The organism is Spirosoma aerolatum, assembly GCF_002056795.1.
Taxonomy (GTDB): Bacteria; Bacteroidota; Bacteroidia; order Cytophagales; family Spirosomataceae; genus Spirosoma; species Spirosoma aerolatum.
Window position 1 is genome coordinate 3470097 of the sequence record NZ_CP020104.1, and the last position, 19616, is coordinate 3489712.

The following is a 19616-nucleotide window of genomic DNA, read 5'->3' on the forward strand; positions in this document are numbered from 1 at the left end:
CCTGACCGGTGATAAAATATTTTACATACAAATAGAGAGTTGTAAATGTATTTTACATACATTTACTGAATAAATATGCATTGACCTTGACTATCGATTCATGAAGGGCACTAACCTGGGCGAGTTTGAAGAACTGGTTCTACTGACCATTGCGGCATTGATCAATGATGCCTATAGTGTTGCCATCTGTGATGAGCTTGAAAAACACACGGGTCGGGCAGCTAAACTTGGCGTCGTACATGCGGTATTGAACCGACTGGAAGAGAAGGGATTTGTAAAAAGCCGCCTGGGCGATGCGACCAGCGCCCGAGGAGGCAAACGTAAACGCTACTATGAGGTGACCCATGCTGGGAAAGTTACCCTGATAAAAGCCAAAGAAGTGCGCGAGTCGCTCTGGAATATCATCCCCGGTTTCAATCTGGAAGGCTCGTTATGAGATCATTCAACGCCAATTCGAAGGAAACAGAACCAACACAACCACCCCGGTGGGCGCAACGGTTGCTGGCCTGGTACTGCCGCCCCAACATACTGGAAGACTTGCAGGGGGACCTGAATGAGTACTTCGAACGCAACCTGACGACTAAAGGGCCACGGAAAGCCCGGTGGATTTACTGCCTGGATGTGCTGAAGTTTTTTCGTCTGTATACCATTCGTAAACCTGATTTTATTAACCTTTTTATCCATTGGATTATGCTTGGCAGTTACCTCAAAACGTCCCGGCGGAGCCTGGTGCGTAACAAACTATTTTCTTTCATCAACATCATCGGGCTGGCCGTTAGTATGTCGGTGGGTTTACTGGTTATTTCATTCGTTACGGATATACTCGCCTACGACGATTTTCACGAAAATAAAGATCGGATTTTCCGGGTGATCACAGCCTTTAAAACGCCGGAACAACCGTCAATCGATCTGGCTTCAACATCGGTAAAAGTGGGACAGCGCCTTCGCAAAAGTGTACCAGGAATTGACGCGTTAACCATACTTCGTAATGGCTTTGGTGGGGATGCTACCGTGGGTGAGACAACGGTTCCCCTAGGTGGGCATTGGGCCGATGCTTCGTTTTTCAAGGTATTTACCTTTCCCTTACTGGAAGGTAATCCCGCCACAGCCTTGAAAGACCCATACTCACTGATATTGACTGAAAAAACGGCCAAAAAGCTATTCGGCGATGTCGATCCACTGGGCAAAACAGTTCGGTTGGATACGCTGAACTATACCGTGACAGGCTTAATGAAAGATGTTCCGAAATTGTCTCATATTCAATTCGAAGCATTAGCCTCTTTCTCAACAGCAGAAGCGCAGTTTACCAGAAAAGACCCTAATTTTTATGGATGGGATAACATCTGGCAGAATTATGTCTACATGGTTTTACCCGTGCAGACTAAACCCGAATCGGTATTGCAGGCCCTGAATACGTTTAATAAACAGGAAAACAGCGGATTGATAAATCGAACGGTTTCGGTATCGCTTCAGCCGCTGAAAGAAGCATCGCTGGGACGGAAGCTACACAATGCGATTGGGCCTACGATGATACCGATTGTGATCTGGGTTTTGAGTGGACTGGCGCTGGTTATTATCCTGTCGGCCTGTTTTAATTACACTAATCTGTCAATTGCCCGGTCCCTTCGTCGTTCGCGGGAAGTAGGAGTTCGTAAAATTATCGGGGCATTGAAAAGTCATGTGTTAGGCCAGTTCATGGCCGAATCCGTCATTATTGCGTTAATGGCGCTGGTAATCTCGTTTGGGCTCTTTTTATTTCTTCGAACTCAGTTTCTGGCACTCGATCCGTTTATTAATAATATGGTGTCGCTAGAGGTTTCGGTTCGGATCATTCTTTATTTTATTTTACTGGCCATTCTTGTAGGGTTGTTAGCCGGAATTTTACCTGCCCTGTTTTTCTCCCGAATCAAACCGGTGCAGGTGTTAAGAGATGGATCGGCCCTGAAAGTATTTCGGCGGCTTACCCTGCGTAAAACGCTGATTATCATTCAGTACGGGTTGTCTCTTGTCTTCATCGCAACAACCCTGATCGGCTATGCGCAGTACCGGAGCTTTCTAACTTTCGACCTGGGCTTTACGACCGACAATATTCTGAATATAAACCTGAAAGGAAATAAAGGGGCGGTGTTGGCGAACGAGTTGAGCCAGATTCCCGGCGTGGCCGAGGTATCGAAATCGCAGTTGATCACCAGCCTGGGCAGCATGGGCGGAACGACCATGAAGTACAAAGATAGTCAGGACTCTGCGCTGGTCTGGCATAATATGGTTGACGAACATTATTTGCCAATTCATAAGCACAAACTCCTGGCTGGAACAAATTTTACCCGACATCCTAAAAAAGGAGAGGAGGAGAGCGAAGTTATTGTGAATGAGCAGGTCATCCGACGATTCAACATTGCCAAACGAAACCCGCAGAAAGCACTGGGCGAACAGGTGGTTGTCGATAAAAAGAAGCTCACGATTGTCGGTGTGTTAAAGGATTTCCATTACGGAACGATGGAGAAACAAATTGAGCCCGTCATGTTCCGGTACTTTACAGATCAAACGGGTGGATATCTGAATGTAAAAGTGGCTACTACCGATTTGCCCGCTACCCTGGCGAGTATTGAGGAGGTTTGGCGCAAGCTGGATAAAATGCATCCGATGGAAGCCAAGTTTTATGATGATCAGATTGAAGAGGCCTACCGGCAGTTCGCCATTATGCTTAAGGTGATTGGCTTTGTTGCGTTTCTGGCCATCTGCATCGCTTTTCTGGGACTGCTGGGCATGGTCGTATTTATGACCGAAACCCGGCTGAAAGAAGTTAGTATTCGCAAAGTACTCGGAGCCAGCGAAGGAGGATTGGTCTATCTGTTGAGTAAAAGCTTCCTGAATTTGCTTCTGCTAGCTGCTTTCGTGGCTCTTCCAGCAACCTATCTCTTTTTCGATCAGGTCGTTCTGGTCAACTTTGCCTATCACCAACCCATTCGGGTGAATGAACTCGTCATTAGTGTATTGGTTGTAATGATTCCGGCTTTCCTGATGATTGTGTCACAGACGCTGAATGCCGCCCGAAAAAACCCAGCTAAGGTATTGAAAAGTGACTAAGGTAGTGACGCATTCCCTTGCGTCACTACCTTAGTCACGGAAAATCGGTACCAAACCCATACAGCGCCCAACCAGCCTATAGCTAACCAGGCTCCTATGGGTACGCCGAACATAATCAGGAGTAGGCCACCGATGAAGCCGCCAAAAATGCCTGAAAGCCAGCGTTCGGGAAGGATATCGTACCCGTAGGCAAGGCTATGCAGAAACAGTAACCAGCCCCATCCCGTCAGCCAAAGCCAGATAACGTAGTCGGGTTGAATTTCAGCCGGGTAATTTCGCCCTAAAATCAGGAGTTCAGGAAGCCAGATAAGTCCATACGTAAAGGCATACCGCACGAGTCGTTGCCACCAGGAAAAGGGTAAATTGGGGAGTAAGAGCAGGTATTTTTTCTCAAAGGTGCTCACCTGACCGCCCACCTGCGCATGCCCCAGTATCGCCAGCAATAGCCCAATGAGCAACAGCCGCTGGTCGTAATCGTCGGTGGGGTAGAGTCGGCAAACACCCGCCAGCAGTAAGCACGAAAATGCTTTGGTCAATACCAGCGAAAGTGGTTCATGCCGGAGCCAGTAGACGGGAAAAAACAGTTCGTAAGCGAGCTTGATGCGGAGATGGGGAAGGCGGAGCACATCGGGACCGGGATGCCGAAGGCGGTAATCATTTAGATAGGCGCCAACGCCAATCAGGCACAACAGGTAGGCAACGATAGCCGTTAGTGAATCCCATTTTTCATACACCGTTGCCAGTTGAACCATCCAGCCTCCGTAGGCAATCACAGGGGCTAGCAATCCTATTTGAAGGGCGAGCCAGAGCGCATAACGTGAAGGCGTGGGTACCAGCCAAAGGTATTGCAGAAACAAATGTTCGGGCGCGGCTAATTCCTGGCGGACAAATGAACTGACCTTTACTAAATAAAGCCCCCAGAGGATGAATACCAGGACCATTAAAAACCAGGAACCCAGACAAGCGGTAATTAAGGCTTTATGTTCGCGGGCGCTCAGAAAGCCAAAGGCCAGCAGAATAATGACCAGAAATGTACCGGCGTTGCGAGCGTAAAAGGGGCCAACAAAAATTCGATTCAGGAACGTCAGCATAAGACAGATTAGGTTGTCGGTACAATGCCCCCATCGCCCACCTGCCAGATACCGCTTAGGGTTAAGCCGGTTAGGCTGACATCCTGGTGTGAGGTAAGCCAGAACGAAACCCCCTGTTCTGTATGAAGTTGACGGATATAATCGAATAGTTTTGCTGCCGTTGCAACGTCGAGGGTCGTCAGGGGTTCATCGAGTAAAACGAGTGTTGGAGATCCTAGCAACGCCAGCAACAAGGATAACTTCTTAAGCATCCCACTCGAAAAGGTGCTTGTCGGTTGCGTCCAGAAGGTATTGACGCCCAAAATACTGGCGATATGTTCGACTTGCCCCGATGGGGCCTGTTTCGCCTGACCAACGAATCCGGCCAGATCACGAGGTGTCAGAAACGATGGATACAGCGGTTCGGCTTCAGCATAGTTGACCCGTAGGCGGTAGGCGACCGGATCGCGGTTAATCTCGTACTGGTCTTTCAGCCAGATTTTTCCTGAAAAGGGAAGGAGTCCGGCAACGGTTCGGAAAAAGGTGGTTTTGCCGGAGCCATTGCCACCCCGGAAATAATGGATGCCTGATGAAAATGCCAGCTCTGGTAGGGCCAGTACCGTTCGACCGTTGTAGGCTTTGGTGAAGTTGGATACAGTCAGCAAGGACGATTCGATTGATAAGCACCAAAAATAAGAATGAATTCAGGCAGACGAATTCCCTTCTGTCATTTCGGCTGACCATTCCTCACGAGCCATGCGCGAAACCCCTACCATTTTACGCTAAGTCGGACGCCTGCCAGTCCATTCCGGCCGGGGGCCGCATTATAATATCGATTCCCGACCGCATTCAGATCATAGCCCAGCGAATAGGCCCGATCCAGCAGATTATCGCCACTGGCATACACATCCAGTGTCCAATGCGCGCCCAGGTTACGACGAAAACCCAGGGTGCCCTGAAGGAGCTGCGTCGGGTTCGATAAGGCTGTATTGGCATCATTCAACTGAAATTCCAGCAGAAATAGATACGTCAGATGCGTATAAAAACCTGAGCGCGTTTCGACATCAATCCCCGTTGTGTTGGCCGTTGGGGCTACGCCCGGAATCTGGTTATTCGACAAGTCGACGTTTCCCTGCCGATAATCGCGGTATCGATAATTGGTCAATGTCAGGTTATTCCAAAGACGAAGTAAGGTCAGCGATTGGGTTGTATTGGGCAGCACAAAGTCATAGCTAAGCTGAGTTTCCAGACCTGGCTGGTCGGTGCGTCCTGCATTGATAAAATAATCGGCACCAGCCGCGTCGGATCGACGAACGATTGTCTCCCGGAGTTGTAGCTTGTAGAGGGCCACATCAAACCGCAGACGGCTGTTTAGGGCAGATCCGCGAACACCTACTTCATAGCTAATGCCACGCTCGGGGTTGAGTGATGTGCTGAAGCCACCTGCCGAGGGATGCACTTCCTGACTCGATGGAGCCGAATAACCCGTACTGATGCTCGCAAAAGCTGATAAATTAGGACCAAAGGTGCGTAAGAGAGCGACCCTGGGTAGCCAGACAGGGGTGAACGTTCGGGTGATCATGGCCGTCGGTAACCCATTGGAACGCACCATATACCGGGTAAAATCATACCGAACATCGTTTCGGCTCAGGCCTGCCGTCAGTCGGAAGTGGGCAGGCAGTTCGGTTTCAACCTGAGCGAACAGCGTGGTTTGCCGGGAAATTAGTTCTTCATCAGTCTGAATGGTGTCGGGTAAGCCAGCTCGGTTGCCAAAGTTTCGATCTACGGTGAAGTTGCGCAAGAGTTCGGCACCAACCGTAACAACCGTTGGCAGCGGACTATTGGGGAATTTGAATTGAGTTACCGAACGGCCCCCAATTCCCAGGTCGGTCCGTTTTTCATAATTGGTAATAAACGGGTTGGCAAAATCAGTGGTGGAACTGTAAATGACCGTCGTGTTTTGAATGCGGTCGTTCCAGCGGTATTCATGCGACAGGCCAAAATACCCGACTTTCTGATAGATACCTGCCTGCTGAGCGGCACTACTGGGCAACGTAGGTGTGGCTGGTCGGGATGCTCTTGGATTGAGTAAAAACTGGGCTTCGGTCAGTCCACCGGGGGTTTGATAATGGAGGTCGGAATACAGCGCCAGTAGCGAGACCGTCCGTTTGGGGTTTACGTTGAAAGAGCCAATAAAGCTTAGGTTATCGCGCACGACCGCACTCTGATCGCGGTATCCGTCCGACTGCAAATGGTTGTAATTTAGGGATATAGCTGAATTGGCTTTGCCGGTTTGCAGGGAAATGCCATTGCCATATAAGCCATAGGAGCCACCTAATGCAGAAAGCTCGACACTGCTTTTATTGGCAGGTACGGCCAGACCGCTAAAGAGAATGGTGCCGCCTGTGCCTGCGCCATACAAGCTGCCAGAGGGACCTTTTATAACTTCGATCCGGCCCAGAGCCCGCACATCGAGTGCATTGAGGGGCGTGTTGCCACCCGCATCGGTCAGTGGTAATTCATTCCAGTAGGTTTTGATATTTCGCACGCCAAAAGGGGATCGGATAGCACTTCCCCGAATGGCCAGCCGATAGCTTCCGGGCGAACGTTCATCGGCCCGTACACCGGGAATGGTGTTTAACGAAGAGACGATGGTGGGTATGCCAAAGCGTTGGTTCAAATCCCGTCGTGTCAGTACGCCCACCGAAGCGGGCGTTTCCAGCAACCGCCGGTTGGTGGCATACCCGCGCACAACAACCTCGTTCAATTGCAGGGTATCGTCTAAGGACGAAGCTGGTGTTTGGCCCAGTAGACGAACAGGACTGATGAGGCAAAGGGTTAGGGGTAAGAGTAGGTAGTTGTTGAACATAAAACGACGGCTATGCCTTGTAAAAGTACATCGAATAACGGGAAACAAGGTTTCTGAATGAGATAAAATCGAGCCAGTAATCCAGTAATCAAACCGCCTGCATAAAAATTCAGTGAAAGGCGGATTGATTCTTGTATTTGGCGTAAGCACCATTTTTGATCAATAAGATTATATACTATGATTCTTTTCTGGCACTAAATTTGACAAGTAACGTAGTATGCAAGCTTTATCTTTACAGGAGAAGAGCCTGAGACTACGGCTCATACATACCCTGCAATGGGTGCTTCAACTGGCAGCAGGCGGTGTGATAATCGTTGCATTGCTGGCAGGCTCTCTGCTGTGGCAGCCGTATGCTGATCAAAGCGAGGTAGAACGTGATCAGGCTAATGAGACTTACCTGCGGGTGATGTCGGAACTGCAAAGTGCTGCCTGCGTGTATCACCAGGGGGACTGGTTGCCCTTTCTGTCATGTGAATCAGCCGGACATAAGCGATTTACGCTGAGATATGAAGTGCTTGTTTATGAAGGTAATTCCTTTTATTACAGCCCTTTCTACGCAACCCAAACCGATAGGGTATTAAGGGAGTTCAGAAATAAGCCGGTGCCAGATGGCGCAGTTGGCCTTTGAAAAAGCTAAAGCTATCGTTCAATCTACTCCGGCAATTTCACCCGGTATAGACCAAACGGATAGACCACGTTGTCTTCCCCATTATTGTAGCGACGGGTACGATGTATCTGGGCGGCTGTTACATACAAATACCCATCCGTTCCGATGCCGAAACTATCCGGCCACAGTAATCGGTTGTCCTGAACCAGGACGCGCAGCCGCCGTTCAGCCGTAGACTCGCCGGGAGTGACATACCGAATGGCTTTATCCGGGGAATCGGTGAGGTAAATACGCCCCGCTTTGTCGGCAATCATCCCATGCGACACACCCGTTTCGCCCATCGATTCGACGCGCCCCGACAACTCCGCAGGTGATAGGTTTAGATTGACTAAATCGTCAACGGTAATCCGATAGAGTTTAGTTTGGGTGATCGGGCGAAAATAAAGGTACTTGAAATCGTGCGTAAGGGCGATACCGTTGACATTACTCCGAAATGGATTGCCCCGGCTATCCCGAACTTCTTTCCCATCAATGGTGAGCACAAAATCAGGATCGGCTTTGGTCGATGGAGCCGTATCCAGCACCGTTCGGCTTTTTCCAGAACGTAAATCGAGCACAACAATCGCTCCCCGGCCCGGATCGGATAGGTACGCCTTCTGCCGTCTGGTATCGATCTGGACATCATTCAGCCCCGTTCGTTCGCGGGGTAAGTCCTCGAAACGGTAAACACGTTCCACCTGATTGGTCTTTAAATTGATCTTGAGCAGTTTAATGCCTTCAGGTATCGCTTTCTGGCCCGATGGGCTGGCCGGGTCAAGTACCCAAAGGTCATTGGTTTGATCGACAAACAGGGCTTGAACATTAATAAACCGATGTTGCGGGTTCAGCGAATCCCACTGATTCCATTCGGCGTTAGGGTAGGGTATACGCTTCCCATGTACGATTTCGGCCAAACCATAATCATAGTTGATTGGATTCTTAGGAAATGTAACAAAGATGCGGTTGTCCTGCGAGACGCCTAATCCTATGGGCTGGTGCCTGCCAAACTGAGCGACGGTTTCCAGCTTAGTAGATGGATGCGATTGAGCCGATGCAATGAATGAGCTCAGTAAAAAGAAAAGAGTAACGGAAAGTGTTTTCATACTAATATAACCAGAGTCATCGAATTGTGTTGACTTCAGACAATTCGCTCGGCCGTTTTCCAGATTGTTTCGTCGTAAGTAATCCCCAGGCCCGGTAAGTTTGGAATTTGAATGGCCCCGTTTTGAATCCGAATGGGAGGAGTATACCAGGTTACTGGTTTACTGGCCAGATCGAACACCGTTTCCTGTAACCCATATAAATTAGGGCAAACTGCTGCCAGGTGCCAGAAGGGGGCAATCAATGGATCGGCCTTGGGCGTATGAGGAGCAATGGATTTATTGTATTTTCGGGCAATTTCGGCTACCTGTAAGGCCCGAAGTATGCCACCGTTATAGTACAAATCGGGTTGCAGCAGATCGTACACATCGGTGCGGGCCAGTCGGTCGAAACGATAGAGACTGGTATCCTGTTCGCCACCCGCCAGCCGAAGTTTGGTCAGCGCTCGATTGACATTTCGCAGGCCGTCTTCATCCTCGAAATTGCAGGGTTCTTCAAAAATAGCTACGCCATTATCTTCCAGCATGTGCCCAATGGCAATGCCTTCCTTAGGGGTATATGAACCATTGGCATCGGCATAAATGGTTATCGAATCACCCAGTTTTTTTCGGACTAATGGAACAAAGGCTCTTGTCCGGCGCTCGTCGTCGGGTGTATTCTGCATTCTACCCCCGACCTTAATTTTTACACCTTTGGCACCTGTAGCCGCTAACTTTTGGGCGAGCTGATCAACAACTGCATCGGGCGTTAGCGTACCCCGGTCGAAGTCGGAGATGTAGACGTCATACTGGGTTCGTACCGGCTTTCCCAAAAGTTGATAAACCGGCTTTTTCGCCAGTCGGCCCAGCAAATCCCAGACCGCTAGCTCAACCGAACCGATGCAGTTCCAGAGCGGCATCCCGGCATATTTATAATTTGAATTGAGTCGATACGCATGATCGACTAACTGAGGCAGATCCCGGGCGTCTTTTTCAATGAAATACTCAATAACCAGCCCCTTGAGCAGCGACGATAAATTAGGCATTCGGTCGTTACATTGGGTAATGCCCCGTGTACCATCCTGAGCCGTAGCGACCAGCATCAGTTGTCCCTGTGTTTTCAATAACTCGACCGAGCGAATGAGAACTGGGCTGGCTAGTACGTGGTGCAAATCAGGCAGGGGCCACACGGGAAAATCGTCGGCTGGTGTCAGCATCGAACCAAACGGCTCGGCATTTGCCAACAAACTACTACTGAAGATGGCTGAATGGAGAAACTGTCGGCGGTGCATGGCTTCGGGAAGGAATATTCTTTCAGGAAAGGCCACCCGCGAAGGAGAATACTGGATAAAATTCGATTTTTTCGATATATTTGTTTCCAATCAAGCAGAAAGCTGGCCGGGATGTCAAGGTCAGTTAGTTTTCACCTTCACGAAGCTGTATCTTGACGTTTCAAGAATTTAATCTCCACGACGACCTGTTGGCCGGTGTGGATGCGATGAACTACCTTAAGGCCACGCCCATTCAGGAGCTGGCCATTCCTAAAATCCTTGAAGGGCGCGATCTCATCGCCAGTGCGCAGACTGGGACTGGTAAAACAGCGGCTTATCTGATTCCACTCCTTGATCGAATTTCACACGCCAACCACGATCATACCAGCACGCTTATTCTGGTTCCCACGCGCGAACTTGCCAAGCAAATTGATGAACAGGTTGAGGGTTTTGGCTATTTTGTGCAGGCACGCAGTATTGCTATTTATGGGGGAGGTAAGGGGGATGACTGGGACAAGCAGCGTAAAGCGCTTGAAACCGGAGCCGACATTATTGTTGCTACGCCTGGCCGACTTATTGCCCATATGCAGTTGGGGTATGTCAACTTCGACAAAATCGATTACCTGGTTTTGGATGAAGCTGATAAAATGCTCGATATGGGCTTTTCGGACGACATCCTGAATATTGTGGCTAAACTGCCTGCCAAGCGGCAAACGCTACTGTTCTCGGCTACCATGCCGCCCAAAATTCGGGAATTTTCGAAACGTATTCTAACGGAGCCTGACGAAATCCGGCTGGCCGTTTCCAAACCCGCAGCCGGTATCGATCAGCAGTTTTATCTAGCCTACGACGCTCAGAAATTACCTTTGCTGGTACACCTTATTCAACATAGCCGTACACCCGTGCAAAGTATGGTGCTGTTTACGTCCAAAAAAGCCGAAGTAAACAGTATAGTTCGGGCATTAGGCAAACTAGGCTATGAAGCGCGAGGAATCAGTTCCGATCTGGAGCAGGATGATCGGGAAGTGGTACTGCGGGATTTTAAAAACAAAGCATTCCCTATTCTGGTCGCTACCGATGTACTGTCGCGCGGGATCGATATTGATAATCTGACGCACGTTGTCAATTACGATATTCCCCGTGATGCGGAAGATTACGTTCACCGGATTGGTCGGACGGCACGGGCCGCCACCACCGGAACGGCCATCACCTTCATCAGCGATCAGGATCAGAACCGGATTGTCAATATCGAACGACTCATCGAACGGGAGGTTGACAAACAGTCCATTACCGAAGAACTGGGTATGGGCAAATCGCCCGTATTTGATCCACGTCGGTTTAGTGGACTGCGTGGCAAAAGTGGACGAGGATCGGGTCGTGGTCGGGATAAACGTCGGACTGACGAACGACGAAAGCAGGAACCGGGGGCATCGGGTGAAGCACGCCCGGCCAATCGTCGGGAGCGGAGCGAAAAGACTGCGCCTAAACCTCGCCCTGATGCAACAGTGGAGGGTGAAAAACCGTCTGTTCCAGTAAATGCCGAAGAGCAGCCAGTTGGTAAAACGAAACGCCGGAAAAAACGTCGGCGTGGGCCAAAGAGTGACGCACCCGGCAATGGGACTGCTCGGACGGCTTCGCCTGCCAACCCCTCAGCTACTGGCGAATAGACTGTGCCTATGGATACGCTCATTTCCCGACGAACTTCTCTGCAAACCCTTTCAATTGCGGTCGGTGGCTTACTCACTCAATCGGTAAGTGGGTTGTCGTTCGGAGAGTCTGCACCTAAAAAGTTAGGGATAGCCCTGGTTGGGTTGGGAAATTATGCAACCAATCAGCTAGCTCCAGCACTTCAGGAAACCCAGCATTGTTACCTCGCCGGTATTGTAACCGGTTCGCCCGACAAAGCCAAAACCTGGGCTTCTAAATACAATATTCCGGCGAAGAACATCTACAATTACCAGACCTTCGATCAGATTCGGAACAATCCCGATATTGACATCATCTATGTAGTGTTGCCGAATTTCCTGCATGCCGAATACACCATCCGGGCAGCGCAGGCCGGTAAACATGTGATCTGCGAGAAGCCAATGGCGATGAATGCCAACGAGGCTCGGCAGATGATTATAGCCTGTGCGAAAGCGGGTGTTCAGTTGTCGGTAGGGTATCGGCTCTATTTTGAGCCACATCATCTGGAAATGCGCCGACTGGTAGCCGAGAAGGCATTTGGGCAGGTGAAAGTGATTGAATCGGCATTGGGGTTCACCGTTCCAGGACCGAACTCATGGCGATTAGATAAGAAGATTGGTGGGGGCGGAGCGATTATGGATCTGGGTATTTATGCTATACAGGGTGCCCGACGAACACTCAATCTGGACCCGATCAGCGTAACCGCTCAGGCATTTACTTACGATAAAGAGCATTTTAAAGACGTTCATGAGATGGTATTCTGGCAGTTTGAGTTTCCCGGTGGAACTATTGCCGATTGCCGAACTACCTATTCGTCGTATGTTGATCGACTGTATGTTACCTGTGAACGTTGGGGTTGGTATAAGCTTGAGCCTGCGTATAATGCAACGGGGGCACAGGGCCTAACCAGCAAAGGTCCAATGAATGTAGCCTCCCCGAACTACCAGCAAATAGCGCAAATGGACGCTTTTGTTGAATCGATCTGGAACAAAACCACGCCCGAAGCTTCGGGAGAAGAAGGCTGGAAAGATATGAAGCTGATCGGCGCGATTCTACAGGCTGCCGACACCGGGCGGAAAATTACGATTGACCTGAAAAGCTAAAACACCTCACCCAGGTTGAAAAACAGACCGTGCGATCCATCCATACCGAAGCCATAGTCGATAGATAAGTTCGTGCGGGAAATTTTGTTCATCCTGATGCGTAACCCGCCACCTACAGCAGGGACTACCTTTTCAAATTGTCGGCTTGCCTGTTCGGTTACGGTTTGGGCATTGGCAAAGATAACGCCCCCCAATAAGCGATCATCTGTGATGTGGAAGCGGTATTCTGCCTCGGCATAGAGCAGGTTTTTGCCCCGAAAACGCCCCTGAATGAAACCACGACCCAGATTACCGTTGCTGTCCCAGCCTGTACTAGGTAAATCGAGAAAGGGTGGATTCCCATCCAGCGTAAATGAGTTGTATGACCAGAGCGCCAGAATATTCCCCGATTGCAGAGAAATCGGAATATACTTTCTCAGCTCCAGCAACAACGATTGGTAGGTATCATCGCTTCCCAGAAACTCCATATTGCTGCGGAGCACAGCGTTGGCATACAAACCGCCGGTCGGATTGATGGAGTTCTGGCGGTTGTCGTACAAGATATGCAGGGTTGGGCCTGAAGAAACCGAACGACCCTGAACTCCGTATGGATAGCCCGAAATACGTGTAAACTCCCGGAAGGCGTTGTAACTTTCGATGTTCCAGTGTAGGTCCAGATGATAGCCGATACCCGCATAGAAATTAGGTGCTAATTGTCGTAGCAGGCTCTGGTACATACGCAGATAGGCATAATCCATATCCACTACCCGTCGGTCGGTTGAGGTATACATACCCAGCCCGTAGGTGGCCTGCGGGTAATGCATCAGCCGCCAGTCGTTGGTCCACAGAAAGCGATTATTGCGGCTCCAAATCTGCGAAATGGCTGTAAGAAACGCCTGGTTATTCTGCGTATAAGTCAGTTGTGTACTAATCGTCGACATGTTAGCCCCTGATCGGCGGAACGGTGTATTCAACAGAACGGCCGCCAGTAACTGCGTTTGTAACGTATAGCCAATCTGTGGAATGACGATCAGAAATCGCTTCCCTTCATGTAGACTTGCCGAATCGTGAGGGGTAATGTGCAGACGCGGAAACCAACGACTAACTAAATCGGCTACATCGCGGGTAGGACTAACAGACTGCGTAACGGGCAGCCTAAATGAGAGGGCAGCCGTATCCGAAAGCGGCATTTGAGCCAGACAGGTACTATCCGATACAATCAGTAACAGTAAACCCACAAACGAACAGTAGAGGAGTTTCATGGGTGGGTCAGAAAGATCGCATAGTTTGTCAATGAGGGCGTTAGCAAGAGTGCTGTGGTATCTATGCCACAGAAACTACAGCCATTAAAACGCTAAATACTACCTGAACGTTGCAAAAATACCTGTCACTAGCTCTGTTGCTCGAAAAACGACCTTTAGAGCTAGTGAAAACTATGCGACAAAGTTATAGCTTATTGTAATAGGCAAACACGGTCATCAGCCCCGACCGTGATTTCAGGTCGGGCTTCTGCGTCTTTATAAACGCTTCAACCTGCTCTTTTTTATCATCCATCAGCTCCAGAATGGATTTTTTACCGGGCGAGAATTTTACGGCTTTTTTATCGCGGGCAACGTACCAGTCCATCTTTTTCATATACTCATCGTCTTTCGTTCCGGTATTCATGGCCACATTGAAGTTGGCTTTGCGGATGTAAACCGAAGGGTATTGCAACAGGTCCAGTTTGCCACCGTTGACCAATTGCTCGAAAAATCCATTCAACGATTCTGCTTCTCCCTGGTATTCATGCACGTTGACGAATCGGCTAACTGACCCAAACAGGTTGTTCCGGTCAACGTAGCGTACAGCCGAGGATTTGACCGCTTTAATGGATTTAGGACCGGCTTTAATCTCGACTTCATTCGTCGACAAGTCGAGCCGAACGGGTACACCGGCCAGCGAATCGTTTGTCAGAGAAACCCCTACTTTATTGTAGAATTTTACATTACCAGCCTGCCAGGTGGTATCCAGATACGGATCGCCGATGAGTTTGCCAGACTCTCCTTTAATAGTAAAGAGTGTGGCGTTGTTGGTAACGTTCAGGTTCGTAAAATTGATACGATCCCGAGTCGTTTGGGCCATGTATTCGGTTTGTGCCTGGGAGAACGCTGGGATCGATCCGACCAGGCAAAAGGCGAAAAGAAAAAAACGCATAGGAAAATAAATAGAATGGTTATCAAGGAATAAAGAAACAAATTTTCATTGGAAATAAATCATGTCATAGCGCCTTAATTCGCAAAATCTTCTTTGGTTCTGATACCCAAAGGCGTTTTTATTTCTGTATTTTTGGCAGTTAACCCAATCATCAACTAGTCTTTCATGATAAAACATTCCCTGACAGGACTGCTTGCAGTCAGTCTGGCCTATGGGTCTTTGGCTCAGACAACCTTCCCACAAAATGGTGTTTACGACGAGCGGCCGGGGCTGTATGCCTTTACCAGCGCAACCATCGTTGTAGACCCCAAAACGACCCTGCAAAACGCGACCCTGCTTATCCGTAACGGGCGTATCGAAGCGGTTGGAACAAACGTTTCCGTTCCAGCCGGAACCGTCGTAGCCGACCTGAAAGGCAAACGAATTTACCCGGCGCTTATCGACATTGATTCTGACTACGGTATGCCGGAGGTTACGCGTGGACCTGGTGGTGGCCGTGGGGCTGGTGCTCCCCAGTACGAATCGAACAAGAAGGGGCCGTATTACTGGAACCAGGCCATTCAGCCTGAAAATGAGGCTGGTGTTATTTTTAAAGCCAATGCAGCCAAAGCCGATGAGTTACGTAAACTGGGTTTTGGTGCTGTGCTGGTGCATCCACACGATGGTATTGCCCGTGGTACGGGAGCGCTGGTAACCCTGGCTGATGATCGGGAAAATACGCTGGTGCTTAAACCCAATGCAACCGCGCATTATTCGTTCAGCAAAGGAACATCTACCCAGCAATACCCCAACTCTATGATGGGGGTGGTAGCTTTACTACGGCAGGCTATGTATGATGCCGACTGGTACAAACGGGCAGGTAGTAAAGAGCAGGCAAATATGTCGCTCGAAGCACTCAACCGAATTCGCAGCCTGCCGACCATTTTTGAAGCCAATGACAAACTGGGTATCATGCGGGCCGATAAAATTGGGGACGAGTTTGGTATTCAGTATGTTATCCGCAGTACGGGTGATGAGTACCAGATGATTGATGAGGTAAAGTCTACAGGGGCTTCGCTGATTGTGCCGCTGAATTTTCCGCAACCTTACGATGTTGAAGACCCCTGGGATGCTGATAACGTGTCGCTGGCTGAACTCAAGCATTGGGAAATGGCCTCTTCGAATGCAGGTCGACTAGCCGCTGCCAATATTCCGTTTGCGCTAACCACGGCTGGGTTGCGCAACAAGGCAGATTTCTGGCCGAACCTGCGGAAAGCCATCGAAAATGGCCTGTCGGAGCAAAAAGCACTGGAAGCACTAACCATCATTCCAGCCAAACTGATCCATGCTGAAGATATGCTCGGAACCTTGCAGAAAGGAAATGTAGCCAATTTCATTATTACGTCAGGCAATCTGTTTAGTGCCGATAACGTGATCTACGAAAGCTGGACACGGGGTAAGCAGTATATCGTAACGACCAAAGCACCTGTAGACCTGCGTGGTGCCTGGGCGCTGACCATCGGGGATCGGAGCAACCTGAAGCTGAACATCACTGGGAAAACGCCTGATAAACTCGACTACCAGATCGTAGCCGATACGGCCCGTATAACCCCCAAAGTAGCGGTCAGTGGCGAACTGATCTCGATGCAGATTCAACTGAATCGGCGGCAGCCAGGAACAACTCGCCTGACTGGCTACCGGACGTCGCCCACCGATTTCAAAGGCGATGGTGAAATGCCCAATGGTCAAATCATCCAATGGTCGGCAGTTCGTACGGGCGATGCCCCGGCATCGACCACTGCAACGTCCACTTCGGCGACTAGTTCGACATCGGCTATGGCGTCAACAACCGCTACAACACCCTCTAGCAGCACAGCTACGCTACTTTTTCCGTTTGTCGGGATGGGTAATGCTCAGAAACCCAAGGCCGAATCCGTGCTCATTCGGAATACCACCGTCTGGACGAACGAGAAAGATGGCGTATTAACCGGTGCCGATGTGCTGGTGACAGATGGGAAGATTTCGAAAGTAGGGAAGGGGCTGACGGCTCCGGCTGGTGTAAAGGTAGTTGACGGGACGGGCAAGCACCTGACCAACGGCATTATCGACGAACATTCACACATTGCCCTGCTGTCTATCAACGAAGGCGGGCAGTCAAGTTCAGCCGAAGTGCGGATGTCGGATGTGATTAACCCCGAAGACATTAATATTTATCGGCAACTGGCCGGTGGCGTAACCACGTCCCAACTGCTCCACGGTTCGGCCAACTCTATTGGAGGGCAGTCGGCGCTGGTGAAACTGAAATGGGGCGAATCGCCCGAGGGCATGCTGATCAAAGGCGCGGATGGGTTTATCAAGTTTGCACTCGGCGAAAACGTAAAGCAGTCCAATTACCCCAACCCGAACGTGCTGACCCGTTTCCCGCAATCGCGGATGGGTGTTGAGCAGGTGTATATGGACCACTTCACCCGGGCCAAAGAATACGCGAAAGGCTGGGAAACCTACAACAAGCTATCGGCTAAAGAAAAAGCAACGGCTATCCCGCCCCGTCGGGATATAGAACTGGATGCACTGGCTGAAATTCTGGCGGCAAAACGGTTCATTACCTGCCACTCATACGTGCAGTCGGAAATCAATATGCTCCTTAAAGTAGCTGATTCGCTCGGCTTCAAAGTGAACACGTTTACGCACATTCTGGAAGGCTATAAACTTGCCGACAAAATGGCGAAACATGGAGTAGGTGGTTCGTCGTTTGCCGACTGGTGGGCCTATAAAATGGAGGTACACGATGCCATTCCGTACAATGCCGCGCTGATGCATCGCCAGGGTGTGGTGGTATCGATCAACTCCGACGATGCTGAAATGGCCCGTCGACTGAATCAGGAGGCCGCTAAAACGGTTGAGTATGGTGGCGTAAGCGAGGAGGATGCCTGGAAAATGGTAACGCTCAACCCGGCGAAACTTTTGCACCTGGATAACCGTCTGGGTAGCATTCGGGCCGGTAAAGATGCTGATCTGGTATTGTGGAATGCACACCCGCTGTCGATTTATGCACGGCCTGAAATCACGATGATCGAAGGTGCTACGTACTTTAGCCTCAAGGATGAAGAGGCAAAACGTGATGCACTTCATGCCGAACGCTCCCGAATCATTCAGAAAATGCTGGCTGCCAAAGCGGGTGGGGCATCAACCGTTCGCCCAACGTTCCGTCGGGCACGTATGTGGCATTGCGAAGACATTGAGGGCGTGATGGCCGAAGGGGAAGAAGAAAACGCAGAGAGCAAATAAACGAACGATGAAAAAAACACTGTCAATCCTATTTTCTCTGGCTGCGCTTACGAGCTTTGGTCAGAACCCGGCTCCGGCCAAACCCCAAACGAAAGCCATTGCTTTAATGGGCGGGGTTGTTCACATCGGTAACGGCCAGGTAATTCCCAATGGTGTGGTCCTGTTCGATAAAGGCGTCATTACCAACGTTGTCGATGGCACTACCGTTCGGCTGAATCTAAATGATGTAGAGGTTATCGATGTATCGGGTAAGCATGTGTATCCTGGCTTCATTTCCCCAGTATCTACTGTTGGTTTGCAGGAAACCGGAGCCGTACGGGCTACTGTCGATAAGCAGGAGATCGGCAACCTGAATCCGCATATCCGCGCGTTGATTGCCTACAACACGGATTCAGAGATCATTCCGACCATTCGAAATAACGGGGTTTTGTTTTCGCAGGCTACTCCGCAGGGTGGGACTATTTCGGGTAGTTCAAGTGTCATGATGTCGGATGGCTGGAACTGGGAGGATGCTGTACTGAAAAAGGATGATGGGCTCTGGCTGAACTGGCCTGCTTATTTTTCCCGCGACTTTAACCTGGAGGACTTTTCGACAGTAGTGCGCAAAAACGAACGTCGGGAAGCAGCCATTGCCGCTCTACAGGCCACTTTTGCCGATGCTCGTGCCTATGCCGCCCTGGCCAATCCGACGCCGATGAACCTGAAGCTGGAAGCCATGAAGGGATTGTTTTCGGGGAAACAGAATCTTTATATCCGGGCCAATAACGGGAAGGATATTATCGAGTCTGTGCGGTTTGCGAAAGGGGCTGGTGTTCAGAAAGTGGTGATTGTTGGGGGAGAAGATGCACACCGGGCTATTACGTTCCTGAAAGAGAACAATGTGCCGGTTATTCTGGGGGAAATGCATCGCTTACCCACTCGGGAAGACGAAGATGTGGATCTGCCATATCGGTTACCGGGCATTCTGCAAAAGGCCGGTATTTTGGTTGGACTGAGCTATGCGGATGAATGGTGGCGGACCCGTAACCTGCCTTTTCAGGCTGGAACAGCCGCCGGGTTTGGGGTGACCGAACGTGAGGAAGCCCTCAAAATGGTTACCTCAAATACCGCCAAAATTCTGGGTATCGACAATCTGGTTGGTACGCTGGAAAAGGGTAAGCAAGCGACGCTCTTCGTATCGGCTGGCGATGCTCTGGATATGCGGACAAATGTGATCGAGAAAGTGTTTATTCAAGGCCGGAAAGTAGACCTGGATGATCGTCACAAGCGACTTTACAGAACGTATAAGGATAAATACGAGCAGAAGTAACTTTCGACATACGACTTGTATTTGTCTAGAGTTGTTCGGTGGGGTAGGTTTAAAAGC

The 19616-nt window shown here is 50.0% G+C and carries 14 protein-coding genes; 7 read left to right on the top strand and 7 right to left on the bottom strand.

Annotated elements, in window-relative coordinates; all coding sequences use genetic code 11:
* Positions 1-100: 100 nt before the first annotated feature.
* A complete protein-coding gene (locus B5M13_RS14030; RefSeq protein WP_080056274.1) occupies positions 101-436 on the top strand; it encodes a PadR family transcriptional regulator in 336 nt (111 codons plus the stop codon).
* A complete protein-coding gene (locus B5M13_RS14035) occupies positions 433-3087 on the top strand; it encodes an ABC transporter permease (protein WP_080056275.1) in 2655 nt (884 codons plus the stop codon). The genes B5M13_RS14030 and B5M13_RS14035 overlap by 4 nt, the downstream gene beginning before the upstream one ends.
* Here B5M13_RS14035 and B5M13_RS14040 read toward each other — a convergent pair.
* From B5M13_RS14040 to B5M13_RS14050, 3 genes are all read right to left on the bottom strand, one after another.
* On the bottom strand, positions 3084-4178 hold the full coding sequence (locus B5M13_RS14040) for a hypothetical protein (protein WP_080056276.1): 1095 nt from the start codon (positions 4176-4178) through the stop codon (positions 3084-3086). The two genes, B5M13_RS14035 and B5M13_RS14040, sit on opposite strands and share 4 nt — an antisense overlap.
* Positions 4179-4186: 8 nt before the next feature.
* Positions 4187-4822: an ABC transporter ATP-binding protein gene (locus B5M13_RS14045; RefSeq protein WP_080056277.1), complete on the bottom strand. Its 636-nt coding sequence runs from the start codon at positions 4820-4822 to the stop codon at positions 4187-4189.
* A gap of 104 nt (positions 4823-4926) precedes the next feature.
* On the bottom strand, positions 4927-7026 hold the full coding sequence (locus B5M13_RS14050; RefSeq protein ID WP_080056278.1) for a TonB-dependent receptor: 2100 nt from the start codon (positions 7024-7026) through the stop codon (positions 4927-4929).
* A gap of 217 nt (positions 7027-7243) precedes the next feature.
* Here B5M13_RS14050 and B5M13_RS14055 point away from each other — a divergent pair, with 217 nt between their 5' ends.
* Entirely contained in the window at positions 7244-7654 is a 411-nt protein-coding gene (locus B5M13_RS14055; RefSeq protein WP_080056279.1) for a hypothetical protein, read from the top strand.
* Between the two features lie 23 nt (positions 7655-7677).
* Here the strand turns inward: B5M13_RS14055 and B5M13_RS14060 are convergent, their stop codons facing one another.
* Both B5M13_RS14060 and B5M13_RS14065 read right to left on the bottom strand, forming a co-directional pair.
* Complete coding sequence (locus B5M13_RS14060) at positions 7678-8775, bottom strand: L-dopachrome tautomerase-related protein (protein WP_080056280.1); 1098 nt, start codon at positions 8773-8775, stop codon at positions 7678-7680.
* A 35-nt stretch (positions 8776-8810) separates the two neighbouring features.
* Positions 8811-10043: a mandelate racemase/muconate lactonizing enzyme family protein gene (locus B5M13_RS14065; RefSeq protein ID WP_080059924.1), complete on the bottom strand. Its 1233-nt coding sequence runs from the start codon at positions 10041-10043 to the stop codon at positions 8811-8813.
* 206 nt (positions 10044-10249) lie between these two features.
* Between B5M13_RS14065 and B5M13_RS14070 the strand changes: the two genes are divergently transcribed.
* Together B5M13_RS14070 and B5M13_RS14075 are read left to right on the top strand one after the other, a co-directional pair.
* Positions 10250-11689, top strand: a complete 1440-nt coding sequence (locus B5M13_RS14070) for a DEAD/DEAH box helicase (RefSeq protein ID WP_080056281.1) — start codon at positions 10250-10252, stop codon at positions 11687-11689.
* A 9-nt stretch (positions 11690-11698) separates the two neighbouring features.
* The gene (locus tag B5M13_RS14075) at positions 11699-12811 is read left to right on the top strand and encodes a Gfo/Idh/MocA family protein (protein WP_080056282.1); all 1113 of its coding nucleotides are present in this window, start codon (positions 11699-11701) and stop codon (positions 12809-12811) included.
* Here the strand turns inward: B5M13_RS14075 and B5M13_RS14080 are convergent.
* Both B5M13_RS14080 and B5M13_RS14085 read right to left on the bottom strand, forming a co-directional pair.
* Positions 12808-14052, bottom strand: coding sequence for a BamA/TamA family outer membrane protein (locus B5M13_RS14080; protein ID WP_080056283.1), 1245 nt, complete (start codon positions 14050-14052; stop codon positions 12808-12810). The two genes, B5M13_RS14075 and B5M13_RS14080, sit on opposite strands and share 4 nt — an antisense overlap.
* Before the next feature lie 184 nt (positions 14053-14236).
* On the bottom strand, positions 14237-14983 hold the full coding sequence (locus B5M13_RS14085) for a hypothetical protein (protein WP_080056284.1): 747 nt from the start codon (positions 14981-14983) through the stop codon (positions 14237-14239).
* Positions 14984-15148: 165 nt separating this feature from the next.
* Between B5M13_RS14085 and B5M13_RS14090 the strand changes: the two genes are divergently transcribed.
* A complete protein-coding gene (locus B5M13_RS14090; RefSeq protein WP_080056285.1) occupies positions 15149-18250 on the top strand; it encodes an amidohydrolase family protein in 3102 nt (1033 codons plus the stop codon).
* 7 nt (positions 18251-18257) lie between these two features.
* Positions 18258-19559: an amidohydrolase family protein gene (locus tag B5M13_RS14095; protein WP_080056286.1), complete on the top strand. Its 1302-nt coding sequence runs from the start codon at positions 18258-18260 to the stop codon at positions 19557-19559.
* The last annotated feature ends 57 nt before the right edge of the window (positions 19560-19616 follow it).